Consider the following 26,675-nt stretch of genomic DNA (forward strand, 5'->3'; position numbering starts at 1 on the left):
GGGTGAAACGATTCTTTGAATTGAACTAAATATGTTAATTCTGCATCGTTTCTTCTTTATTTAAAGGCGTTGCCGAATCGTACAATAAAATGAATTTGTACTGAAAATGAGTATAGTTTGAATAAAAAAACAATCGAACCGGATGTGTTCGATTGTTTTTTATATTATTGGCTTTGTTTAGCGAAAAACATGCTTTATGCTTTGTTGGGTGTACGATTATTTGCGTAAGAGTGGGGGTGGACATTGTTATGTCTCACGGAATCAAGACTTTTCTGACAATAATGATATTTGAAACCGCACCTTTTAAAATGAAACCATAATTACTTAAATGAAACCGCACCTTTAAAAATGAAACCGTATTTTTGAATTTGAAACCATACGGGTTAAAGATGAAACTTTCTATTAAAGTTGTGGTCTTTACCCAAACGAAAAGCCCCACCATATCGGTGGGGTTGTTCGTTTGTTAAGAAAAGAAGGATTCGAACCTTGAGAAGGCACGAGGCGAGAAACAAAACAGTCCAGTGGACTGTTTTGGCGACGAGTGTTGCGCAGACGGGTACTGCGAGCAAAGCGGAGCGGTCGTCAAGCAGAGCAGATGCGAAGCATATGCCATCCTGTCGAGTGCGCCATAACGGAATACTCACTTTGATAGAAAGTGGGTATTCTTTTTTTTGCTCAAAATTCCTTTATTTCAAGGGATTTGTGGCACTTTCAATGATTTTAAAACGGTGCAAACTGAGCTGGATTCGTTGCTTTTTCCATTCCGGTTTACAAAAACAGACACACACTCTTCAGCACACTTCAAATTTATGGAGATATTATTGAAGGGTGTTTTGCTTTAGAAAAATTAATTAGCTGTTGAAATACTAATAAAAATATGGTAAAATTAAATTGAAATCTATACTATGAGACGAGATATTAGCGGTAAAACAAAAAAACTTTACTTTTTAAATGAAGTTTGTTATAATACTATAAAAGAAAATTTTTAGAAGGGGAAGCTATGGTACAAAAGCTGACAATAAAACAAATTGCTGATATGGTGGGGGTGTCGGTTGCCGCTGTTTCGTACGCTTTAAATGGGAAAAAAGGCATCAGTGACGAAACTCGCGAACGGATACTTGATGTTGTTAATAATACTAATTATACTCCGAATGTTAATTCGAGAAGGTTAATTCTGCAACGTAGTTTCAATATCTTGCTTGTGATTGACTCTGAAGATTCTCCGTTTAATAATTTCTTTTATGTGGAAGTTATAAATTCTATTGTTGAGCATTGTACTGCTGCCGGGTATAATACTGTATTAGTAAAGTTGACAGATGACTTTGACTCATCAATATTGAAAAATACGCTCCTACAGCACAATGCTGACGGAATTATATTTTTATGTGATATCAGTGATGAGCTTCGGGGAAATATCAGCAAATTGGGAGCACCTTTTGTCGTTGTCGATTCGCAAAGAAAGGAACCACCTTATCCCAGTGTTTATGCTGATTACTCTAAAGCATCATATTGTGCGGTAAAGTATCTGATAGAAAGCGGACATAAGAATGTAGCTATGCTTGATTCAGGAGATGTTCCGGAATATTTCATGTGTACACTTGAAGGCTACAAGCAAGCATTGTCAGAAAGTGGTATTGCATTTAATTCTGATTGGGTTAAGTCAGGGATTTCTGCAGAAACCGATATGCAAATTTTTATGGAAAAAATCACCGGAAAATCTGATGCGCCTACGGCAATATTTTGCTCGAGCGATTTTGTGGCAATTAATGTGATGAATTATCTTCAGAGGAGAGGGTATGTGTTGCCGGATGATTTTTCAGTATGCAGTATAGACGATATTGTTTTGGCGAGATATCATTTTCCCGCACTTACTACAGTTAAAATTGATAAAGTATCAATGGGTAAACTGGCTGTGGAAATGCTTGATAAAATAATCAACGAAGAAGAAACAAAGACGAGTATTGCTATGCCTTCTTGTGAATTGATTGTCAGAGATTCCGTAAAAAAAATAGAATTACAATAATAAAGACTTGCTTTTTGGCGCTTGAATGCCGTAAAGCAAGCCTTTTTGTTTTAGAAAATTTTTTAAAAAAATATTGACAAACCATGGTGTTTGTGGTATCATTTAAGCGACTTAAACGATTAAGTTAATACTTAAATGGAGGGATTTTTATGCCACTGTATGAAGATAAGCACAATGCAGAAAATTATGTAAAAGTAGGAGATTCTGCTTTGTCGCAAACATGGATTGGAAATCAAAAGGTTATTGGTAAGCTTGCCGAACTTATTGCTGAAGGAAAGAGTAAAATCTCCTTTGATGGTTGGTACGGTGTAGACTTTGAGGGCGTTGTTGATGGATTGAAAAATATGCTTGAGGGTGACAGCACTCTGTTTATCCCTGCATATACACTCTTTAAAAGCGTTGAACAGCTTAAAGAGTACAAGCAACCGAATATTACTGATGATCCCGGATTTGGTTATGTAAACTCAGACGGAAAAATTGAAGATTTAATGGACGATAATAAGGTAGAAGAGCTTTGTAATAAAATCAAAGCTTCGAAAGAAACAATTATTGTTTATGGCTACGGTGCTGCAACTGAGAAGTTGATTGAATGTATGGATTCTGTTGTTTATTTTGACAAAACTATGCAATCAATGCAGTGGCAGATGTGGGATGGAGAAATGATACCATTCGGTATGGATAAGCCTGACGATACATATAACTGGAAAGAATTTAATTATTGCGATTTTTACTTGCTGTACAGACACAAGAAAAATCTTTACACAAAGATGGACTACTATGTAGAAGCAGTTGAAAAAGATAATATGAAAATGGTCAGCAGAGCTGCTTATGATGAAATTATTTCAAAGATTGTAAAACAGCCGATTAAACAGGTTCAGATTTTCCAGCCGGGTCCGTGGGGAGCATACAGATACCGTGATTTATGGGATATTCCCGGTCTTGAGTGTAGCGCCTGGAACAAAATGTCAGGTCCTGAAATGAGCGTTGTTATAGACTTTGGCGCTTCTGATACTCTTAACATCCCATTGATTAACCTGCTTCAGTACAACGCCGAGGTAACAGGACCTAAAGTCAGCCGTAAGTATCCTGATCTTTTCCCGCTTGATATTTGGCTTGACGACGGCTATTTTGAAAAGCCGCAGCCTGCAGAACGCATTTCAATGCCTATTCATAATCATCCTGACAGCAGCTATGTGGAAAGACATTTTAATGAGCCATTGGGAAGATATGAAACTTATTATATTGCTGAGGCTTATGAAGGTGCAAATACATGGATGGGTTATTATGATGACTGCGATCTGGAAGCATGGGAAAGAAAGTGCAGAGAGTCTAACAATTTAGTTCCTATTGAAGATTGGAAAGAGTATGTTTGTAACTGGAAATCCAATGTGGGAGACTTGTATCTTATACCGCCCGGCACAGCTCATGGTCACGGTGGAAATCAGATGGTGCTTGAAATGGACACATCTCCATCTATAGCAGGTACTGAATATTCATTCTTCCAGTATGATTTTGCCCGCAATTCATGGGATGACAATACAAAAACAATGACAGGAAAACCCCTTAAAATGCATCTTGAGCATGGCTTCGATAATGAACGTTATCGCAGAGAAAGCTTTGTTAAGGATAAACTCCGTGCAAGACCTGAAATTGTAAGCTGGAACAAGGAATGGTATATGGACCGTTATTCTACACTTGATGAAATGCCTTTTGATGTAGAGCGTCTTTTCTTTGATAAGCGTGCAGAAAACACCACAGATGGAAGATTTCTGCAGATTCTGACATTGACAGTAGGACATAACGTAACAATTCGTTCAAAGTCTAATCCTGAACTTTCAGCAAGTATAGAGCGTCTGCAGTGTATCGCAATTCCTGCGTGCTTCGGTGATTATGAGATTATCAGCGAAGATGGAAGTGCCTGCACAGTTGTATGCTTCCACCTGAAGGATTGCTGATTTGACTGCTTGATGCAGACAGGGTTTTATGGCTCAGATGAAACCGATAAATAAGTGCCATGGGAGGAAAACTGTGAAAAAATATGAATCGTTATTCGAAACAAACATATATCGTTTTGATGGGGAAAAAAGCATATTAGAAGATAAGGACCTGGGAATATGTACAGATATTGCCTCAGTATTAACTCCCGGAAGCTATGTTACGGTTTGTGATTGCTTTCAGGGATGCCCTTATACTGATACAGGTTTTCATCTTGATATAATCACAGATGGCGAAAGACGTGTTAAAACTCAAAAATGGGTATGGTTGCCCAATGCAATGCTGAGGACAGGAAGCACGGATAATTTTGACATAGAAAGCATCACTGCGGTTATTCCCGGAACACGTGCTTTTGTTTTGAAGATAACTTATAAAAGTAAATCAGATGAAGATATAACTGTTCCTTTGCAGGCTGAATATCGCAGTAATCCGCGTAAAGAAAGCAACTGGAAATTTAGCATACCGGAGGCAAGGCCTGGAAAACTAAGTGACTACTACGAAGCGGACGGATGTGTTTTTTGTGAAACTGACACTGCCAAGGTGTGTATGAAATCATCTGTTGAAAATATGAAGATGTTTCCCGAAGCATACCTTTGGGAGGGAGAAATAACAATTCCTGCCGGGGGAGAAAAAACAGTATATTTTTCTGCTCATTTAGGAAGTAAGGATGCAGAGTTTGAAAATTCAGATTATGAATCAATGCTTAAGAAATCCTTTGACTGGTTGGTGAAAGAATCCGATAGAATATACAATAATTTACCTAGGTTTTCTTCGTCAGAGCCTGAACTTACAAATCTATACTACCGTTCATTGGTAACATATATGCTTTGCCGTTGGGAAAACCCGGATTTGTGCGTAATGCCTTATTTTAGCACAGGTAGCATAAATGGTTCGTGTATGTGCTCATACCTTTGGGATTATTGCGGCGGACTTATGATGCATCCTTTGTATGATACTTATGGAAATAAGGAGGCGCTCAAGGCGTATTTGAGAAACGATCTTACAGTATCTTATGCACTTAATCCGTTTACATCTGAAGGGATAGGACCATGGTATCAGGTTAATCAGGAAAAGGTTATTTGTATGGTTTATTACCATGTTTTGTTTACGGGAGAGAAGGAATTTCTCTTTGAAAAGGCAGCAGATAAAACAGTTCTTGAGTGGATGAGATACCATGCGTATGTATGTGACGATGTAACAAAAGATGTTGAGCTGTATGATTATGGTGAAGGTGGAAGAGACCACTTGGAACTTCGAAGGGAGTATCTGTATACAGGGGTTATGCCTGATTTGAATGCACGCAGGTATATGAATTACATGCGTGTTTATGAGCTTACGAAAATAGCGGGACAACCTGATGAAATGTTGCTTGAGCGTGCAACTGGGCTAAAGGAAAAGTTAAAAGACCTTTGGAACGAAGAAGAAAAGTGGTATAATTTTATAGACCATACCGGCAAACGTGACATAAGATGGACAGTGCAGATGTTCAAGTTTTTAAATAGTCCTGTTATTGGCGATGAAGAACGCACCGGACTGATATCGCACCTTAACGAGAATGAATTTCTTTCTAAATTCGGTCTGCACAGTATGTCAAAGCTTGACCCTGCATACCACCAGGATGATATAGATAATGGCGGTGGCGGTATTTGTACACATTTTACTATGCAAATATGTGCGCAACTCTACGAAATGGGTTATGATGCTCTGGCAACGGATATTTTGAGGCGGGTTTACTGGTGGGGCACACGTATGCCTTATATGGGGGATTCTTGTGCCGCCAATATGATGATGAACCGCGAAGATACACCGCTCCAGGGAGATATAAGTTCTGTCTCTGCAGCACAAATGATATTTTACTATATGTTTGGAATTCGTGCTGATTTTAAAGGGAATATAACGATTTCTCCGGTGAAAAATCGTCCTGCAGATAAAATACACATTGATCATGCACGACTTTGCGGTAAGGTGTTTTCAGTTGATGTTTGCGGAGATAAATTCTCGGTTGAAACTGAAGGAATAACACATAATGCAATGATAGGTGAAAAAGTTAAAATTTAAATAATAAATCTGTAGTACCTTTATAAATATCAAAAAAGTTTGCATTTGACAACAAAATCTATTTACTTTTAAATTGAGATATGCTATAATTCATGCGAATCAGCAATAAAACAGACATATAGCAAGAAGGGTGAGAAAATCATGATTATCAAAGCATTATCAGACAACAGAACCGTTCTGTTCGCAAAAGCTGAACTGGAAAAATATTTGTTTTTATTAGACAAAAAAATCCCGGATACATTTGTTACAGAATTGGGCTTCATGGACAAAACTGATGATGAAATTGACACGGTTGAAGTAAACATTGGTAAAAACGGAGGAACACTTAAAGGCTCTAATCCGAGAAGCGTTCTGTTTGCTGTGTATCAGTATTTGGAAGCACTCGGTATCCGTTGGGTGCGTCACGGTGAGGACGGGGAATATATCCCTGAAGGTGTTAAGGTTAATGAGAAGGAAGTTTCATTTACTCACACGGCTACAAGCAAATACCGTGGCACATGCTTAGAGGGGGCAACCTCTCTGGAAATGCTCCTTACCAACATTGACTGGGCAGCAAAGATGGGACTTAATGTGTATTTTATGCAGTTTACCAATCCTTACGGATTTATGAATCGTTGGTATAAGCATCAAAGAAACGGATATCGCCGTGATGAAAACCTTCAGCCTTTTGATGCAATCCGTTTTAAGGATAAGGTTGCAGTTGAAATTAAAAAGAGAGGTCTTTCGTTCCATGATGTAGGACACGGCTGGACCAATGCGCCGTTAGGTTTGGAAGAGCATACGAAGGAAGGGCAGGAACCCGAGGATGTGAAGCAGTATATGGCAACCGTAAAGGGAAGACCGAGAATGCTCTGGGGTAGCGCAGCAAATACGCAACTTTGCTATTCCAACCCTGTTGTCTGTACGAAAATGGCAAACTGTATTGCAGATTACGCGGAAAATCACCCCGAGGTGGATGTAATTCATTTCTGGCTGGCAGACGGTGAACACAATCATTGCGATTGTGATGCCTGCATGCAGAAAAGACCGTCAGACTGGTATGTGATGATTTTAAATGAATTAAATGACGTACTTACTGCAAGAAATCTTAAAACAAAAATAGTGTTTTTGGCATACATTGACCTTTTATGGGCGCCCGTGCAGGAAAAAATCAAAAATTTAGACAGAGTTATTTTAATGCTTGCGCCCATCGGCAGAAATTATGTGGAAAGCTATGCGGATGTGCATAATCTGCCGGAGGAAATTCCGTATGTCAGAAATGAAATGAAAAATCCAGTCTCGGTAGAAGAAAATGTGGCACATTTAAAGCGTTGGCAGGCAGTTTCTCCCGTGGACACCTTCAGCTACGAATACTACTGTTGGAGAAGTGCAAAACAGCACTACGGAGATTTCGGTACATTTAATCTCTCTAAAGTGATTTATGATGACATTGTGAATCTTAAAAATGTAGGGCTTTCAGGGATTGTTAGCTGTCAGGCACAGCGTGCATTTATGCCAAACGGTTTCGGACAGTATGTGATGTGCAAAACAATGTGGGATGAAAATATCACATTTGAAGAATTGACAGATGCATATTTTGAAGCGGCATTCGGCTCTATGGCTGATGATTTTAAAGGCTACTTTAAAAGACAGTCGGAAAATTCAAAAGCAGTAATTAACCGCACAAAGGAAATGTCCCTTGCTATTAAGCTGGAAGCAGAGAAAATGCTTGCTTTCTTAAAAGAAAAGCAGGACGAAATCAATGCTTTGCCCTATGCAAAGCGTAAGTCGGTATTTTACGCAAAATTTCACATGCAAATGCTTCTGAAATATATGACAGCCGAAATGGCAACAAGTGACAGCGGATATGAAGAGTCTTTAGATAAATGGGAGAATTTACTCCGCTTTATCAGTATTTCAGAGCCCGAAATGCAAATGGCATTTGATTTAGACCTGTTTTTAATTGATTTGGGAGTTATTCATCCCGAATTGAAAAAGTTCCCGAAGTTTGGTTTGGCCAAAGGCGGTGTTGCAGAGTTTATTCCTGATTGATTGAAGGATAGATACTGTCGACTTATTTAAAAATCATGTACAAACGAACACCATCCGAGACAAAAATCTTGGATGGTGTTTGTTTTTTATTTGAAGGCGTGTGTTTTAAAATGCTTGTTTTTTGTAATTACTTGACAAGTTACCTACGACCCCGTCCATCGCACTTACAGGAAACTTGGGGAAGTAGTAGGGCATGCTTTTAGCGTTGGCTTGAAGCTGAAAATGACAAATTAATAGGCTTGCACCCATTTGCACCCCCTATAGGTGATTTACACCCCCCTAGGTGCGTTTTGCACCCCCCTGGGGGAAATTCTATTAAACTCATACATACAACACAAACGAAAAGAAGGATTCGAACCTTGAGAAGGCACGAGGCGAGAAACAAAACAGTCCAGTGGACTGTTTTGGCGACGAGTGTTGCGCAGACGGGTACTGCGAGCAAAGCGGAGCGGTCGTCAAGCAGAGCAGATGCGAAGCAGATTGGACTGTCGAGTCTCGAATGAGTGATTTTTCGGGTATTGCCAAGGGCAGTCCGAAAAATATGAAATGCAGAGCCTCCCTACCCTCAAAAATCAAAGGTGGTTGTCCTTTTGTTTTTGCCTTTATTTAAGCCTTTTTGGGACTTTTTACAATAATATCATATACAAAAACACCGCCATCCGAGCGTAAAATTCCGGGTGGCGGTTAATTTTTATATTAAAATCGTTAAAATTTTGAGTAATCTATGCATAAGCGATGCTTAAAGAACTGTATCATCTTCAAATACGGCATTTTTATATAAATGCTTAATTTCACCATTGTTGACAACCATCGGCATTTTTTTGCTTTCGGTATGATTTTCGGTTGTAATGTTATCCAAAATCATCTGTTCTATTATAGTATCATCTCCTACAAAAATGGTTTCGACCGGAACATTTTCTTCTCGGCGGTTTAAATTTGAAATTTTAAGGGCTTTGATATACAATTTATTCTGAATATAGATAAGGGGATACACGTACGATGTGGCAGGTTTTCCGTAAACAGGTAAGCGGACTGCCTTGCTCGCATAAATATTATCTATAGTAATGCCGTCAAAAAAGCCTTTGCCTTCAGTTGGATAAAATCTGGTAATTCCAATACAATACTGATAATATGTGCCAAAGACATTAGTAATATGTACATTTTTGACCGGATGATTTGCGGAAAGCAAGCGCACTGCACTATGACAATCTTCTGCATAAATTCCGTCTATTAAAACATTTGAAATTTCACCGACAGAACCTTCATCGGCATTTAATGCCACTAAGTCATCATGACAAGCACCCTTTAAATTCCGGATTTCACCGAAATGGCAGTTTCCGTTTAAGTGTATACCATCCATATTGGTTGCTAAAGGATTCCCATAGTTAAAATCGAAAACGACGTTGTCTACTGTAAAATAAGAAACGCTATCTAAAGTAACCGCAAATGTAACCGGGTCTTTTAATGTCAGCGAAGAAATTCGAAGCCCTTTTACATTGTAGAATAAAAACATGAATCCTCTGTAGCCGCTTTGATCATAGTTACCGCTCAAAATAGGATTTTCTGTCTGTTCTTTGTTATTAAAATTCCATATACCCCCCTCTACCTCAATGTTTTTACAAGGGTAATCGGGCGAATATTCGTTTATAAAATCAAATAATTCAAGAGCAACTCTTTTCGAACAATCGGTTACGGTTTTGTTTTTAAGCATTACACAGTTTGAAGCCTTTGCAAGCTTTATTTCCGCATAGCGAGGTAATTTTAACTTGAAGTTTGAAGGTAATTCCAGAGGTTTTGAAATCAAATAATGTACATCGGGCATTGGCAGATACAATTCGTTATCTGATGTATCAATCAATTCCTGTAAGCCTTTTGTATCGTCATGGATACCATCACCGTATATTTTATTCATCATACATTCCTCCCGTTTTATAAAAAGATATTCAAGCAGGTAGAAAAATCAACCGGGGTTGACATATTTATTATGTGCATGTTATCAAAAGAATAGCTGTAATCCCAAGAATAAGAACAGCCAAATCTTTTCTTGAGATTTTTTCTTTAAATAAAACAACGCCTGCTATAATAGAAAATAAAATTGTACCAATATTTAGTACAGGAAAAAACACAGCACTGTCAAGCTTACCGGCAAGAACGGTGTTCAGTAGATTTGAAAGTCCGAAAGCGACGCCAACGCCTGCACCGGAAAACAGTTTTTTCTTAAGTTTTATTTGCATATCTCCTTTTGCAAATAAAGAAATTAAAAACGAAATAATGCTCGCAAAAGCAAACGCTGATATCAAAAAGCAAGTCTTTTCATCCGGATAGGGTGAGTTTTGCTGAATTTTTTGTACAACTCCAAGACCGCCAGATGAAAGCATCGCAATAAGCAAAGGTGTGATGTAGTTATCGCCACTTTTTTGTTGTGTGTTCCGAGATGATCCGGACACAATAATTGCCGGAATTACCATAAGGATACCTAAAATCTTAAGCAACGTTAGTTTTTCATTCCAGAACAAGCTTCCTGACAATGTTGGAAAAATAAATCCCAAAGAATATACGACCGAACAGATGCCGACATTTCCTTTTTTAAGAGCCACAGTATAGCAATATTGTGCAGACAAGAGCAAAAGGCTATAAATGATTGCATAAATGCTTGTTAACAAAGACGTGCTGTCAAAGTTGTAGCTTGTAGCAAATACCAGAATAAGGCTTCCACAGGCAAAAATACACGATTGTATAATAAAAAATTGCTTTGTACCAAAGTTCAAATCGGATATGCTTTTGGAAAGAATGTTGCGTACACTTGATAAGATGATGCTTGAAATCAGAAAAAACATTGTCATTGGGTTTCGCCTCGGATGATTCTCGACAATCTGTCACTTAATATTATGCGTGTATCGTCATCAACAAGACTGAACCGGTTGCCGTCATTCGGCGTACTCAAATAATTCCATACACAGTAGGGGATGTCCCATTCCTTTAATATTGTTATCATATCGTGCATCCAGTTTTCGCGCCACTTTATATTACAATGACGAATTGTACCGAATTCACCGCACCATAGAATTTTATCGGGATGTTTCTCGATAAATCTTTTTGCCGGCTGCAAATACTGTCTTAAAAATTCAATATCTATCTTTTCAATATTGCTGTAAACATCGTTTTCCCCGAAGAGTCTGTGATAATCTCTGTAACGTTCAATATCATCGGACGGATATGGCATTTTTCGGTTATAATACATAGGCCCTTCATGTAACACGCCCTGTTGATGCGTAAATTCCTGCGGTGCATAGCAATGAAATGTATAAATGATATTTTTGTCATCATGTACCTTGATGTAATCAAGTCCGGGAGGGTTATTCCACATTATACCTCCTACTATTATCAATCGTTCTTTGTTAAGGTTTCTGATGGCATTAATTGTTTTTTCAGCAACATAATTCCATTCGTCGGCTGTTGCATTGACAACCTCGTTTAAAAGTTCAAAAGCGACAGTGCTATCGTCCGCAAACAGTTCCTCAATCTTTACCCATACAGCTATAAACCTATCTTGCAACACTTTGTTCTGCATAAGTCCTTTTTCGTCTAAAATATCGCAATAGTTGCCGAGAGCCTTATGCATATTCAAAACCAGACGTAAATTATATTTTCTGCACCAGCAGGAAAACGCCTTTAGAATATCCAGTATTTTTTCTCTGTATTTGTATGCGCTTTCCTCAACTACGATTTGGTCAAAACCTAAACGGATATGGTCCATTCCGAGTGATGCTATGTATGCAACATCCTTTTCGGTAATATAGCTTTCAAAATGTTCCATGTCACCTATTGTAATTTTCATTCTTTTATCCCGAGACAAAACATTAAAGCGTTTGTAATTTGTAAGCCAACCACCAATACCTATGCCTTTTTGAAAGTTTTTTATCTGTTTCACAACACCCCTCCTTATGTGCTTATTCTAACATGTGTAATTATATAAACACTATGGTATTTCATAATAAAACTTGTATAAAACATATATTTGTGATATAATCACATGGGTGATATTATGAATTTGCAAATCAATTGCACGCCGGACGGAATAATAACATATCCTATGCACAGACACAACAATTATGAGATTATGTTTTATCTTGAAGGAACTGGATATCTTCGTACACAAAGCACAAATTATCCTTTTTTGCCGGGAAGTATTATTATAGTACCTCCGGGAACTGAGCACGGTTCAATTTCAAAAAACGGATTTAAGAATATTTCAGTCAGCGGTAATTTTGAAAACACTCTACATTTTAAAGACACGGTGACTTTATTCGATAATGCACAAAATGAAGGAAAATTGCTTGCTGAAATGCTTTACAATAACCGTCATAAAAACAATGACTTTCTTTCTAAATTATGCCTTGCGTACATACATTTTATTCTGCAATTTACGACTGTTACAGACAGTATTATCGTATCCACCAACAAAATTATAAATGAAATAGCAGACAATTTTTGCGATTATAATATTAATTTAAGTCACATACTTCAAAAAAGTGGCTATGCAGAAGATTATATAAGAGCCAAATTTAAAAAAATTACAGGTAAAACGCCAAACGCATTTTTAACCGAGTTGAGAATAAAGCATGCCACTTTTTTGATTGAAATATATGCAAATACATTTTCCCTTCAACAGATTGCAGAACGATGCGGATATACAGATTACATATATTTTTCAAAAAAGTTCAAGGTCGTAATGGGCATGTCGCCGAGTGAATATAAAAAGATGCATTTAAATGCCGCCATTGAAAAAATATAGTTTAATACAGACACCCGGGGGATATTATCTTGCCAAAGCAAAAAGACACTACCACTGGAGGAAATTCTATTAAACGCATACATTCAACACACGATGGAATACGCACTTTGATAGAAAGTGGGTATTCTGTTTTTTGCTCAAAATCTTTTCTAAATATGCAATTTTGTGTTTAATTCCGGCGATATTGCTAAATACAATGTGCTAATAAGAAAACAGGAAGGGGGAATGCATTTTTTTGTTGACAAGAAAAGAAAAAAGAGTATAATGAAATAGGTAAGTTGAGGAGGGGATAAAATGGTATCTGTTTTAAAAGCATGGAACACGGTTTTTGAGCGATTTTATTGCAGGGATACAAACTTGCTTTATGATTATGTGACAGATGTTTCTGTAAACAACTGGAACCATTTACCAACGCCTGAAGAGATTAATTCATGTATTCCCAATCCGCGTGGCTGGGGGACCGGAATGGAGGATTCGGCATTAAACGGCGGATGTCTTCTGGAGGCTCTTGTTTCGGCATATTCCTTGTGTGGCGATGAAACACTTAGAAAAACAGCAAGAAACGTGGCAGAAGGACTTTTGAGCTTAGAAATGAACGGATTTGTGGCAAGAAGTATTTCGCCAGAAGATAAAAAAAGCTTTTACCCCGAAAGCTCACGAGACCAGTACACGCATTATATATACGCACTTTTGGTTTATGCCCAATCAAAGCTTTGCGACGATATGTATCGTGAAAGAATAAAAGCATCATTTGTGCGAATTGCGGATAAATGTGAGAGGGACATTGTACCTGAAAATGAATACCATCTGCTCCGTGCTGACGGGAAAATAGGCATAGTCGGAAAAATGTGGGGAGAACTGGGCGCGCATGAGTGGCTTCGCCTGTCTATGTTTTATTTGGCAGCATACCGTGTGTCGGGAATGATTCACTATAAAGAAATGTACGAAAAGTACAGAGATGAGGCAATTGAAAAATCTTTTCTGCCCATGTCCTCAAAAAGATGTTACTGCTATCTTCAGATGCAATACGCAATGCGAATGATTTATGACTATGAATCAGATGAAACGGTAAAAAGCAAACTTATGACTCTAATGCGTAAAAATGCTGAATACGGCTTTAAAAAGTCAGTAGAATGCAGTCTCGAGTTTACTAAACCTGAACATAAGCAGCATCTTGCATATCGATTTGTGAAGTTTGATGCGTTAGAGCCTCTTGCAACAAGCATTGAACATGGTGTTCATTGCTATAACACAGCGCAAAGTGAGCGGTGGAATGATAACCCTGCTTTTTATCCTGTAAGAGAAGTAGCCGAAGGGGCAATGCTTGTTGCACTGTGTCCGGAGGAAAAAATTCCTGAGGAGTTGATACAGGCAATTCAGAATATGGCTGATGCCATAGATTTCGATAACTACTATTCGGTGTATGCACCGCTTTTACTGCCATGTGCTTATATTTCATGCATAGAAAAAATCCGTAACACTTATGCAGCGTAATCTTAAGGACAGTTTAAAACCCGAAACAAAATTTTGTTTCGGGTTTTGTTGTATAAGATCTTAGGATAATCCTAAAGCTGCGGAAGATGGTACACATCTTCCCTGCTCGTTACAGTAACGGACACCAATCATATATGGGATATCCTGTATTCAGTCGGAGAAATTCCGGTATGTTTTTTAAAGCAATGACTAAAACTGTAAATATCACTAAATCCACATTGCAGTGCAATATCTGATATTTTTTTTGATGTATATAATAATAAAATTTCAGCTTTATTTATACGAAGTTTCTGTAAATATTCATAGGGCGTCTGGTTATATACATCATAAAAGATTCGCCTGAAATGTTTTTCGCTCATATATACTTTATCTGCCAGATCACTTATTTTTAATTCCGGAGAATCATAGTGTTTATTCAAATATTGAATTCCGGCTTCTATCCGTTGCATTTTTGTGTATTTTGCAATATCAGTATTATACTCATTATATAAATAACCTATTATTTGCATAACATAGCCATTACATATTGTGATATACCCCGGAGTTTTCAAAGCATAATGATTCAATGCATCTTTAAATAACTTTTCATAATTATAGACGAGTCCCTGAGAGCAAAGTGTTTTAAACGGAAGTGTTTTTGTGGGTGATTTATTTCCTTTGTCAAACGAAAAGTTAACAGCTATATACGAAACATCCTCACATAAATACGCCGAGCTTTTATCTGATGCTCCTCTTGCAATGTAGCCAACCTGACCGGTCTCTATTACTTCTTTCGTATCCCCATTTTCATATAACAAAGTTCCGTTTGTAACCAAGAAAATACTTTCGTGGTTTCTTGGAGTTTTAGCAATACACGGGGAACCTTTTTTCAGTGTGTCAGTAAAAACAATGGTGTCATCAGAGAGTTGATAGTTAAAAATATTGTTCACAATTTTCCCCTCCTTAATTTTTAATTATACCACACATTAAAAAAAATGGCAACAGAAAAATGTCCTTTTTTAACAAAAATAAGACAATATAAACATTTCATTTAATATTTGTATTTGCTATAATATGAAAAAATGGAGGTGTTTGATATGTTAAAAGGAAATAAAGCAATCGTTACAGGAGCAAGCAGGGGTATAGGTTTTGCAATAGCGAAAGAGCTTGCAAAAAACGGATGCAGTGTTGTAATTACAGGAAGAAACATTGAAACTCTGCAACAAGCAGCAGAAAAAATGGAGGGAAATGTTATTCCGATGGTCTGGGATGCTTCTAAAGTTGAAATAGCTGACAGTAAAATCAACGAAGCCGCAACGCTTATGGGCGGTCTTGATATAGTTGTAAATAACGCAGGTATATTTGCTCAGCGCAGTGAATGGAACAAAAAAACACTTTTAGAAACTACAGTTAACGAGTGGGAGTCTGTTATGAAGACAAACACAAGCTCTATATTTTTTACAATGCAGTCAGCAGTGAAATATATGCTTGAAAATAACATAAAGGGTAATATATTGAATGTAACCTCCGTGGCAGGCTACGAGCCTGTATACGGTGCATACGGAGCATCAAAAATCGCATCAACAGGGCTTACAAGAGGCTGGGGTAAAATGTTCGCAAATGACGGAATCACAATAAACGGAATTGCACCCGGACCTGTTGCAACTGAAATGAACAACTGGCATGAGGGAGACCCCATGAATCACGCCCGTATCCCCTTTGGAAGATTTGCAACAATTGAAGAGATTGCAAGTCTTTCGATGTACCTTTTGAGCAAAGAAGCAGAAATGGTTTGCGGAGAAACGGTAGTTTTAGACGGTGCATATGCAATTCGCTGACAGGGGGTGTATATTATGAATGAAAGAATAAAAATCCTGACAGAAAAGACTGTTAAGGGCGAGATGTGGGTTGAGCCTGTAAAAACAGAATATGACAGGACAGATTTGTTTCTATCGCATGTAAAAATGACAGGCAAAAGGGTTTGTGAGTATATTGCAAATCAGGATATAATGATTCTGGAGGAATCCTGTTTCACAGGACTTATGAGATTTGACGACAGTTTGGATGGAGATATATTTAATCGGAAAGGACACCAGAATTTCCAAACTGCCAAGCGGAATTTTTACAATAAACCGGTTGATAATTTATTGACTTTTGAATGGCAACATTCGGTTGGTAATTTTGAAAAAATTATAAAACACGGACTTGTTCGGGTAAAACAAGAAATAGAAAAATCGAAACTATCTCACAAAGATGATGAAACAGCTTTAGAGTTTTTACAAACACAAACCGATTTGTGTAATGCTATTGCAGCACGAGCAAAAAAAGGTTCACAAAAGGCATTGGAAAAAGCCAAAGAAACCGTTAATCCTGAGTACCGAGATAATCTTGAAAAATTGTCAAAAGGTTTAACTAAGGTCCCTGAGAATCCTGCCGAGAATTTTTATGAAGCTGTTCTTTGTCTGTATTTTTGCTACCCTTTTATTCCAGACAGCATTGGTCTTATTGACAGATACTTATACCCATACTACAAAAATGATGTTGAAAGCGGAGCGTTAAGCCCGGAGAAAGCTAAAGAATATCTGCAGGAGCTTTTTTTAATGCTTCAGGCAAGAATCCATATATCATCCGCTCTCTTTTACCGTGGAGGAGAATCGCACTTTTGTATCGGAGGATATACAGAAGATGGTGATGACGGCTTCAACGAACTTTCAAGACTGATTGTAGATGCTCTTATGGAACTTCCTACATGGATTCCGCAGATTTCCCTGCGTTGGACAAAGAAAACCCCAACCGAGGTTTTGCGGTATATGCTTGATTGCGAAAGAAAAGACGCAAACAAGAGAATTGCTTTTGTTAATGATGAACCAAGACTGAAAGGACTTATGGAGCACACCGGACTTTCATATAAGGAAGCAGTAAATTATACAATGATGGGATGCAACGAGCTTGCCTTACCCGGAGGTATGGTTTTTGGTTTTGACCCGATGAATATTGTCCGCTCTGTGGAAAATACATTTTACAAACGATGTGATGCTATTGCAGAAGCAAAGAATTTTGATGCTTTTTATGCTGTATACGAAGAAGAACTGTTTAAGGATTTGTGGGAAGCTGAAAAAATCAGCAAAGGCTTTCAGGATATAAGGAGCAGAGATTGCAACATAGTGAGTAATATTTTTCTTGAGGGTTGTATTGAAAATGCAAAGAGCTGTACTCAGGGCGGACTTACAAGATATATTGCTGTCGGATTGCCGATAGGACTGTCTAATGTAATAGATTCTCTTTCTATTACAAAGCAATTTGTTTATGATGAAAAAATAATTACTATGTTGGAGCTTATTGATGCGCTTAAAAATAACTGGAGTGGTTATGAGGATTTAAGAGCTTTGATCCTTAAAAAAGGTAATTTCTTTGGCAATGACGACGACTGCTCAAACGAAATTGCAAAGAGATTATTTAAAAGCATAGGAAAATGGAACAATACTGAAAATTATCTTAAGAAAAAATGGCTTTTTGGCAATCTTGTCGGATACAATGCGCATCATAAATTTTTCGGTGATTCCACAAAGGCAACTCCCGACGGAAGATTTTCAGGCGATGTGATTAGCTTCGGCATTGGTCAAAGTGAAGGGAAGGACAGAGAAGGCCTGACAGCACTTTTAAATTCAATTTCAAAGTGTGATCCTGATGCAGTATTGACAGGCCCGAGCGTTACCAATGTTTTAATTGACGAGCAATTGATAAAAAATGATGATAATTTCAATAAGCTTGTATATTTATTTGAAACCTATTTTAAAAATGGTGGCACTCATTTTCAACTTACATATGTTTCAAAAGAGGATTTGATTGCAGCACAGAAAACACCTGATCATTACAAAAACTTAAGAGTAAGGGTTTCCGGTTTTTCAGATTACTTTGTATTTTTGAATGAAAGCTTGCAGGACGAAATAATTAACAGAACGAAACATACACACTAAAAAAGGTGATCAGAATGACAAAAAAATTATTTGACAGATATATGAGCTTTGTTAATGAAAATAAGGATTTAACTCCTGAGTTTAAGTATATTCCTCTGACAGAAAAGCAAAACAGCTTTCAATATGTGGGAGGGCAAATTTCAAACGGAAACTTATACTCGATAGTTAACAGTTCGGAAAAAATGCTTATATATAATATTTTAAATAACAAAATGGATTTCGTGGGGAATTTTGATAAAAGCGATTTTAAATGGACGGGCGGTTGTATATATGATAATGATTTATATGCATTTTCCCGTACTGAAAACAGTTTATTAAAATATTGCCCTGAAACAAACTCGTCTGAAAAAATCCCTTGTGATTTTAAGTATGAAAAGGAGCATCATTACGGCGGTGTGTGCACAAATGAGGGAATTATCTATCAGCCGCCAAGAAATTCCGACCATATATTAAAGTGGGATATTAAAAATAAAACGTGTAAAAAAATTCAAATTAATAACGGAGCAAATGCGCGTTACTGCGGAAGTGTTATTCACCCGAACGGGTATGCTTATTTTATACCTGAAAAGGATTTTTGTGTTATTAAAATGGATTTAAAAACGGAAAAAACAGAATCTGTAGGCATGCCGATTCCGTGTATGGCTTTTAACCCTGTCGTTGCTCCTGACGGAAACATATACGGTTTCCGTTCATCAGGAGGGGGTCTTGTAAAAATAGATACATCAACTGATACAGTATCCATATTACATGAGGACTGCATAATCAGAGCGTACGGCACAAAAAACGGCATTAACGGGAAACTCTACAGTCTGCCCGGATACACCGGAGATGTATGGGAGTTTAATCCGCTTACCGGTGAACTTAAAAAATACTATTCACTAAGCGAAAAAGAAAAAGTGCACTATGCAGGCGGTGCAATAGCTCCAAACGGAGATATATATGCTATTCCTGTTCATGCAGATAATATTTTAAAAATAAGCTTTGAAAAGTATAAAATAAATATACCCGGTGACATCTATAATAAATTTTTTAAAGACTTCTATTGATTTGAGGAGGTTTAGGCTAATTGATAAAAACAGCGACATTTTTTGATATTGAGCGAAATTCATTTGTGGACGGTCCCGGCATCCGCACGACTGTGTTTTTCAAAGGTTGTAACTTAAGATGTAAGTGGTGTCATAATCCTGAAAGTCAGAATTTCAAAAAAGAAATACTATTTTACCAAAATAAGTGCACCGGTTGCGGCAGATGTGAAGATTTATCTGTGGATAATGAAAAGTTTTTCTGTTTGAACGATGCAAAAAAAATCTGTGGACAAGAATATAGTGTTGAAAATATTTTAAAAGAAGTCTTAAAGGATAAATCATTTTACCAAACCTCCGGCGGCGGTGTTACATTCTCTGGTGGTGAATGTATGTTACATATTGATTTCTTAAAAGAAATTTTGCAAAAATGTAAAGAAAATGATATTCATACCGCGGTTGATACAGCTGGTAATGTGCCGTGGCATTATTTTGAAAAGATAATGTCCTGTACCGATTTGTTTCTTTACGATGTAAAGTGTTTTTCAGAACAATTGCATAAAACAGGAACGGGGATTACAAATGAGCTTATTTTAGAAAATCTGAAAAAACTTTCGGATAAATTTAAAGGCGACATTATAATAAGAATACCGGTGGTAACAGGGTTTAATGATGATACTGAGGAAATGAAGAGAATTGCTGATTTTCTTAAAGGTATTAGAACTAAAGCGGTTGAACTTTTGCCGTATCACAAAATGGGCGAGCATAAATATGAAGCACTTGGTATTAAATGCTTTGAATATGCAATCCCCGAAAAAGAAAATATAGAAAAATACAAAAAAATATTAAATATATAATTAAGAAAGGCTATGCATTTTTGCATAGCCTTTAAAACTGTCCTTAAGATTATGCTGCATAAGTGCAACGGATTTTTTATTATTTTACAGGAACTAATTTGATTGCAGAAGCTCTTAGGGTATCTCCTGTGGAGGTGAAGCTGATTTCAGCAGTTTTATCACCTGTTAATGTATGCTCGCCCAAAAGTATCCACCCGGGTTCTGCATTTTCACCTTCTTCCGGTTTGACTGCCAGTGAGCCTGCTAATACTTTTTCACCATTCTGCGTTAAAATCATATCCATCTGTGAACCGTTGAAGGCGTGGGGCAATCTCCACATATAAATTTTGTATTTGCCTTCGGAAACATCTTTTAAGGGGAATGAGATTTTGGCACCTTTTGCCTTAATCCATTTGTGACTTCCGCCATCGTAATTCTGAATTGCGGTGGATTCCTGCCATGCATCTTCCGAAAGGACGGGCTCGATGATTATTTCACCTTTATATTCCTTGTTGTCAACAATCTGGTCTTTTGTAAAGACTTCGGTTGTTTCTATATCAGGATCGGTAGTTGCTGCAGGCTTTTTTTCTGCAGAGGGACCTGCATCTGACGGACCTACGTTTTGTAAAGGCTGACCGATAAAGGTAAGTTCGGGATTAGCGGCATCTTCTTTTTTCTGCCACACGCGAACATAGTCAATCACCTGTGCAGTACCGTCTGATTCATCAGATACTGCAAAAACTTTGTTAAGTACCGCAGAAGAAAGGTAAGGGAACTGTCTTAAATGAGCATTCTTACTCGGCATTGTTGCTTTGACTTCACCATCAAAATAGAAATATAATGTTTCGGGCGTCCAAAGCAATGCGTAGGTGTGATAGTCAACCGACAAATCATATTCTGAGTAATAGGTCTGACCTGTTGAAACGATTTTCCCGGTTTCAAAGGAGTGAAGTGTCATGTTCACAGCATTGGGGTAGTGACCTTCGTTGATATCAAGTTCAAACTGGTCAGTGGTACCTTTTGCTTGAGGTGCAAGGCTCGTAATTGTCCAGAATGCATTGTTTATGGCATGGCCTTTTGCAATTTTGTATCTTGCTTCCCAGTAACCATATGCCTGACCGAACACTTCAGGTCTTACCCAGACACTGCCTGCTGTCCATGTAGAACCTTCACGTTCTTCCTTTCGGATTTCAAGTCTTAAATCACCATCTCTTACAACAATATTTTCAGGCCAGCGTGATGAGAGAATGTGTCCGGGAGCTGAGGCTTCAGAACGCCATACACCCCAGTCTAAAGAATCTCCGTTGAATTCATCGTTGAATGTCATTACCCATTCTTGGTCTGTCGGGGGCCCTGCCCAAACGAAAAATTGCATAAATCTTTTCAAGATAACTGCACCCTGCGCACGGGTTGCATTGCCTTTGGGCGCAATGGTTGTTTCTGTCATTCCTTTTATAATGCCTGTCTGAACTAAGTATTCAAGTGCCTGCTTTGCATAGTCTGAAATTTCAGATGTGTCGGTGAATTTTGCAAAATCAGCAGGGAGTTTTGCTACCCATTCATCATTTTTCTTTGTGGCTTTAATCGCATTATATGTAAAGAGTGCCATGTCCTCACGAGTGATGGGGCTGTTCGGTTTAAAGCCGTCACTTGTCGGCAAGCCTTCCAGTAAGCCGTTGGCTTTTGCGGTTGCAATGTATGTTGCATACCAACTGTCTTGCGGAACATCGGAGAAAGTTTCGCCTGTTGTAAGTTCATAGCCCATTGCACGGTCTAAGATTGTTAAGTATTCTGCACGGGTAATATTTGCATCCGGGTCAAATGTGCTCTCGCCTTTGCCTGCAATCAAGCCCTCGTTTGCCATGTATTCAACATCATAGTGTGCCCAATGCTCTGTCATGTCAGCAAATTTGTTTAAAGGCACAACCATTTCCCACTGCTCATTGTATTTGTTTATTGCATTTTCCAAAACCTTTGCATCGTCATAATGAGGGGACATATAGATGTATTCCGGCTTTTCACCTAATACTTCAAACACAACGGTAGAAGCACGGGTGTTTAATATTTCGTTCTCATTTTTGACACATGAAACTCTTAAAAATTCAGATTCGGCTTTTCCCGAAAAATCAAATTCGCCCAAGGTTACCCATGTGTTTTCGGTATAATCAAGAGGATTTAAATAAAATTCGTCAACTTTTCCGTTGTGAAAGACTTCGTATTTAATTTTGTCGGTCTGATTTTTTGCCCAATAGAGCATATAAACAGTAACTTTAACCTTGCAGGGCTTTTCGAGCAAAGGATAATAATGAACCTGAGCCTCTTCACCTTTGCCTGCAATCCACAAGGAGTCGGGTGCACTCAAGGTGGGGTTTTTAAGTGAGCTTGAATATTCCCAACCCTCAGTCCATGTCATTTTACCGCTTACTTTTGCTTCGATTTCATGGGAATATGCATCTGCAGCGGAAATTTCCTGCTTGTCAAAGACAGTAACCGCTTTGTCTGTAGGAACTAATTTCACAGCACTGGTGCGGATGGTTTCATTTTTTGTTGTAAATGTAACACTCTCTTCGCCGTTGCCCGTAAATGCAAACACACCCATGCTGACCCATCCGGGTGCAAGTGATTCACCTTCTTCAATTTTCTGGTGCTGCGCCACGCGAATTTCGGCATCCTTGCATTTAACAGTACCTTCTATGGTAGGCGCATTAAAATTATGAGGGCAAACCCAGTTGTAAAGCTCGTAATTTCCTGCTTTGATATCGGGAATGCTGTAAGTTATGCTGTGACCTTTGCCATTTGCCCATAATGTTGTGCCACCATCATAGCCTTTTACTGCAGCAGTTTCGCTCCATTTGCCTGTTGTTTCCGCATCTGTATGCGAAATAATAATTTCGCCTTTGAAAGTTTCTGTCACAAATTCTTGCTCTGAGGTTTTGCTTGCATAAACCGGAAGAACCGAAATAATCATGACAAAAATCAGAATGAAAGCAATTCGTTTTTTCATATATATCCTCCTTGTATTTTGTTATCGATTTTTATTTTATCATTGCATAAATTTTAAAACAATAGAAAAAAAGATAATGAATCTTTGATTTTGTACACCCCTTATATGCATTTTTGCCCCTAGGGGAGATTCTATTAAACGCATACATTTAACACAAACAGATAGTCCCCGCATATGCGGGGACTATCTGTTTGTTATGAAAAGAAAAGAATTCGAACCTTGAGAAGGCACGAGGCAAGGCACAAGCATACAAAACACAAGCAACATAGTGACAAGCTTTTCGTATGAGTCTCCTTTTATTTTCCGAAATGGATTGCATATAAATCCGCATCAAACATTTTTACGGTCATTACAACTGTTTTTTCCTGCAATTCCTTGATTTTTTCAGGCTCTTTAAAGGAAATTTTCTTGTCGGTATCATCACCGAAAATTTCATAGCTTTCCGCAGTTGTTCCATCCTCTGCAGTAAGTGTAAAATACATATAGCCGTATGCCGAGGTGGAAAGATTTGCATACAAATTCTCTCCGCGGAAGGTAAATGGCTTTGTTATAATTACCTTTTCTTTGCCGCCTGAGTGCAAGCTTACAAATCCGTCTAAACGGATTGCGTATCGAACAACCTCCACATCTTTCAACCAGCTTTTTTCAGGTACTAACATTGAAATTTCGTTTTGTTCACCTTCTATAGGAGATGGCGTTTCAATCAATCCCCACGCCGGATACCGGTCTCCGTATTTCCAGTTGGTTCCGTTTTCAGGGCCGGGGCGCATGAATGCCTCATCGTGCCGATAAAAATTTTCTCCATCCCGAGAGCTGATGAAAATACAGTCGGTAGTTGCAACGCCAAATCTGTCCTCTTTCTCATATCGTTTTTGCCTTGCTTCTTTACCGCACATTTCATCCATATTTTTTGGCCAGCCTCTTTGACCGTTGTAGCATCTGCCGTTGTATCTGGTCGGAAAACCGATATACATATGCGGTGCTCTGTAATATGGCTGAATTTTATTTTCATAAAGCTCTGCGTCGATTACCTCATTGGTAAATGCAATCATTTTTCGCTTGCTCCAGTTTTTGCAATCTTTGGATTCCATATATGCAATTCCGCGTTTTCTGTAGTAGGTGTATGATGCTTCATCTTTTGCACTTTTAAACATATTCTTATATTCGTCAGGCAGATAATATTCTCTTATATAGAGCCGATATTTTTTCGTCTCATTATCCCAGAAGCAACAAGCTGTACTGTCATAATATCCGCCTTCATCAACCAAAAACGCTTTGTCACGGTCAAAATGAATGCCGTCGCTCGACGGTACCATCCACAGTTGATTAAAATGCTCAGGTAAATGCTTCACATGAATGGTTTTAATTTTTTCGTCCGCGGGACAGTTCGGGTTTCCATCATAAAAGGGGCTCATAACCGTGCTTATAATATCATCATTATTTCTGTTTCGTATTGAAAGGATATTATTTTCCGTGCTGCCGTTGTTCTCGCAAATATTTAAAACAGGCTTTTCCCATTTTAAACCGTCATCACTTAAAGCCAGGCAATTTACATATAAAAGCTCTTCATCCTTCGAGGTCGCATTATCCATTTTTCTTCCAATGTAATGCAAATGCCATTTTTGACCATCCCAAAAAAGATGCTGACTTGTAGATCCGTCTCCTTCCCAAGGCAGGTTGTTTACCATTACTGTTTCGCGTCGAGTGGGCTGATGTACCATGAATTCGGCCGTGGTTTTTTCTGTATCAATTAAATAATCGTCAAAAAAACATTCTCTTCTTGTGCCTATATCTATCGCCTTCATAATCAATCACCTCGATTTGATTATAACATAGCTGAATTTTCAAATCAATATTTAAAAAAGACATAAATTTAAATTGTTGTCGTTTCGCTTGAATTCTGTATAAAAGTGAAGTATAATTAACATATAAGGATTTAAGGGATTTTTTGTTGAAAAGGAGAGAATATGTTAAAAGCTGTTTCGTTAAATTTTCAAAACACAGTCGTTGATTTTCTGTTTTATCAATATGATAACGGCGAGATACAAGCTCACGATAAGTCGAAATTTCACAAGCATATGAATTTTGAAATTCATTTTGCATTTAACGGTTCTTATGAATATGAATTTGCCGACAGGAAAATTTTACTGAATCAAAATCATATGCTCATTATACCGCCCGGCGTATTGCATAAGGCGGTTGACGGTTCTGACATCGAATACGAGTTTAAAGTATTGACAGTGAAATTTTCATCCGACAGACCGGACGGATTTTATCAATTTTTCACTTCAGCCTTTCAGCAACGTGTGTTGGAAAGCATCAAACTTCAGGATGAAGTCATGAATGATGTTTTAAGTTTATATTCTGTGATTGATGCGGAAAGTTACCTGCAAAGCGTTTATTTAAACAGTTGTGCATCGAAGGTTGTTTATGATTTGTGTAATTTGCTGACCGATGATAAAGATAAATGCCTAACCGAAACAGAAAAGCATTTAGAAGTGGAAATAGAAAATTTGGTTAATAATACGAACATGTCTTTGTCGGATATTGCAAATGAGATAAATTATTCAACCAGACAAACGGGAAGACTTATAAAGCAAATTTACGGTAAATCGCTTAGAGAAATACGGGAGGATTTTAAATGAGTAGAATGAAATACAAAAAAGAAAAACTGTCCTATTACATATTCGGGATTTCATTTTTACTCATATTAATTGAAATCATTCATTATAAGCCGTCTCCGCTTTTATTTATACCTTTGCTTGTGTCTGCATTCGTCATGTTTTTGCAGTCAAGAGTAAATCGCTATGCGTTTGTTGTCGGGGCAATTAATTCGGTTTTATATGCAGTTGCTTATGTGAAAATGTCTTTATATGCAACAGCGTTGTATGCACTTTTGATATCTTGTCCGCTGCAAATCATAACCTTTGTGAATTGGAACAGATATACAAAACAAAGCAAAACCGAATTGAGAAGAATGTCAGGCAAATCAAGGATAAAGCTTTTTGGTGGAATGCTCGCTGTTTGGGTGCTTCTGTATATGATTTTTTCTGGATTGAATTCACAGTATTTGCTGCTGGATAACAGTAATGCGGTTTTGGGAATGATAACCACAATTCTTTGTACATTGCGTTTTAAAGAATATACGCTTTTACAGATATTCACAGGCATAATTGGCATGCTCACTTATTTAATGATGCTTGATGAGGATCCGTCTATAATTATCTGGGTAATCCAGACGGCAAATTCGATCGTGTGCACATTGCTTGCCTGGGTGAATATGAATGAAAAGGAGAGTACGCAAAGCATTTAGCAACGGAATGGAGCTTTAAAGGACTATTTAACAGGCTTGCCTCATGGGAGAATTTATATTAAACGCATACATTCAACACACATAAGGACAACAATTTTAATAGAATTGTTGCCCTTTTTTATTTGCCTTGTTTGTTTTTTTATAATCT

18 protein-coding genes are annotated in these 26,675 nt (G+C 37.8%); 12 read left to right on the plus strand and 6 right to left on the minus strand.

Features of this window, described 5'->3' with window-relative positions; translation table 11 throughout:
• Positions 1-1,000: 1,000 nt before the first annotated feature.
• From IJE10_07025 to IJE10_07040, 4 genes are all read left to right on the plus strand, one after another.
• A complete protein-coding gene (locus IJE10_07025) occupies positions 1,001-2,023 on the plus strand; it encodes a LacI family DNA-binding transcriptional regulator (protein MBQ2967849.1) in 1,023 nt (340 codons plus the stop codon).
• A gap of 149 nt (positions 2,024-2,172) precedes the next feature.
• Complete coding sequence (locus IJE10_07030; GenBank protein ID MBQ2967850.1) at positions 2,173-3,978, plus strand: hypothetical protein; 1,806 nt, start codon at positions 2,173-2,175, stop codon at positions 3,976-3,978.
• A gap of 73 nt (positions 3,979-4,051) precedes the next feature.
• The gene (locus IJE10_07035; GenBank protein MBQ2967851.1) at positions 4,052-6,076 is read left to right on the plus strand and encodes a hypothetical protein; all 2,025 of its coding nucleotides are present in this window, start codon (positions 4,052-4,054) and stop codon (positions 6,074-6,076) included.
• A gap of 141 nt (positions 6,077-6,217) precedes the next feature.
• Positions 6,218-8,107, plus strand: coding sequence for a DUF4838 domain-containing protein (locus tag IJE10_07040; protein MBQ2967852.1), 1,890 nt, complete (start codon positions 6,218-6,220; stop codon positions 8,105-8,107).
• A 739-nt stretch (positions 8,108-8,846) separates the two neighbouring features.
• Here IJE10_07040 and IJE10_07045 read toward each other — a convergent pair.
• The 3 genes from IJE10_07045 to IJE10_07055 form a co-directional block, all read right to left on the minus strand.
• Positions 8,847-10,022 carry a hypothetical protein gene (locus IJE10_07045; GenBank protein ID MBQ2967853.1) on the minus strand — a complete coding sequence of 392 codons (1,176 nt, stop codon included), beginning with the start codon at positions 10,020-10,022 and terminating at the stop codon, positions 8,847-8,849.
• Positions 10,023-10,089: 67 nt separating this feature from the next.
• Entirely contained in the window at positions 10,090-10,950 is an 861-nt protein-coding gene (locus tag IJE10_07050) for an EamA family transporter (protein ID MBQ2967854.1), read from the minus strand.
• Positions 10,947-12,038, minus strand: a complete 1,092-nt coding sequence (locus tag IJE10_07055) for a cellulase family glycosylhydrolase (protein MBQ2967855.1) — start codon at positions 12,036-12,038, stop codon at positions 10,947-10,949. Before IJE10_07055 ends, IJE10_07050 begins: the two co-directional genes overlap by 4 nt.
• Positions 12,039-12,140: 102 nt before the next feature.
• Here IJE10_07055 and IJE10_07060 point away from each other — a divergent pair, with 102 nt between their 5' ends.
• Positions 12,141-12,902, plus strand: a complete 762-nt coding sequence (locus IJE10_07060) for a helix-turn-helix transcriptional regulator (protein MBQ2967856.1) — start codon at positions 12,141-12,143, stop codon at positions 12,900-12,902.
• 294 nt (positions 12,903-13,196) lie between these two features.
• A complete protein-coding gene (locus IJE10_07065) occupies positions 13,197-14,396 on the plus strand; it encodes a hypothetical protein (GenBank protein MBQ2967857.1) in 1,200 nt (399 codons plus the stop codon).
• A 128-nt stretch (positions 14,397-14,524) separates the two neighbouring features.
• Here IJE10_07065 and IJE10_07070 read toward each other — a convergent pair whose 3' ends face one another.
• Positions 14,525-15,325, minus strand: a complete 801-nt coding sequence (locus IJE10_07070) for a helix-turn-helix transcriptional regulator (protein MBQ2967858.1) — start codon at positions 15,323-15,325, stop codon at positions 14,525-14,527.
• A 147-nt stretch (positions 15,326-15,472) separates the two neighbouring features.
• Here IJE10_07070 and IJE10_07075 point away from each other — a divergent pair, with 147 nt between their 5' ends.
• The 4 genes from IJE10_07075 to IJE10_07090 all read left to right on the plus strand — a co-directional run bounded on the left by IJE10_07075 (position 15,473) and on the right by IJE10_07090 (position 20,231).
• The gene (locus IJE10_07075) at positions 15,473-16,213 is read left to right on the plus strand and encodes an SDR family oxidoreductase (protein ID MBQ2967859.1); all 741 of its coding nucleotides are present in this window, start codon (positions 15,473-15,475) and stop codon (positions 16,211-16,213) included.
• A 171-nt stretch (positions 16,214-16,384) separates the two neighbouring features.
• Entirely contained in the window at positions 16,385-18,352 is a 1,968-nt protein-coding gene (locus tag IJE10_07080) for a hypothetical protein (protein MBQ2967860.1), read from the plus strand.
• 14 nt (positions 18,353-18,366) lie between these two features.
• Positions 18,367-19,398: a hypothetical protein gene (locus IJE10_07085; protein MBQ2967861.1), complete on the plus strand. Its 1,032-nt coding sequence runs from the start codon at positions 18,367-18,369 to the stop codon at positions 19,396-19,398.
• A gap of 23 nt (positions 19,399-19,421) precedes the next feature.
• Positions 19,422-20,231 carry a glycyl-radical enzyme activating protein gene (locus IJE10_07090; protein ID MBQ2967862.1) on the plus strand — a complete coding sequence of 270 codons (810 nt, stop codon included), beginning with the start codon at positions 19,422-19,424 and terminating at the stop codon, positions 20,229-20,231.
• Between the two features lie 79 nt (positions 20,232-20,310).
• Here IJE10_07090 and IJE10_07095 read toward each other — a convergent pair whose 3' ends face one another.
• The gene (locus tag IJE10_07095; GenBank protein ID MBQ2967863.1) at positions 20,311-23,214 is read right to left on the minus strand and encodes an S-layer homology domain-containing protein; all 2,904 of its coding nucleotides are present in this window, start codon (positions 23,212-23,214) and stop codon (positions 20,311-20,313) included.
• A 296-nt stretch (positions 23,215-23,510) separates the two neighbouring features.
• Positions 23,511-25,019 (minus strand): hypothetical protein, encoded by a 1,509-nt coding sequence (locus tag IJE10_07100; protein ID MBQ2967864.1) that lies wholly within the window; start codon positions 25,017-25,019, stop codon positions 23,511-23,513.
• A gap of 162 nt (positions 25,020-25,181) precedes the next feature.
• On the opposite strand from IJE10_07100, the gene IJE10_07105 reads away from it, so the two are divergent.
• Both IJE10_07105 and IJE10_07110 read left to right on the plus strand, forming a co-directional pair.
• Positions 25,182-25,859 carry an AraC family ligand binding domain-containing protein gene (locus IJE10_07105; protein ID MBQ2967865.1) on the plus strand — a complete coding sequence of 226 codons (678 nt, stop codon included), beginning with the start codon at positions 25,182-25,184 and terminating at the stop codon, positions 25,857-25,859.
• Positions 25,856-26,527, plus strand: coding sequence for a nicotinamide mononucleotide transporter (locus IJE10_07110; GenBank protein ID MBQ2967866.1), 672 nt, complete (start codon positions 25,856-25,858; stop codon positions 26,525-26,527). The genes IJE10_07105 and IJE10_07110 overlap by 4 nt, the downstream gene beginning before the upstream one ends.
• Positions 26,528-26,675: the final 148 nt, after the last annotated feature.

It is taken from the genome of Clostridia bacterium (genome assembly GCA_017410375.1).
Lineage (GTDB): Bacteria > Bacillota > Clostridia > RGIG6154 > RGIG6154 > RGIG6154.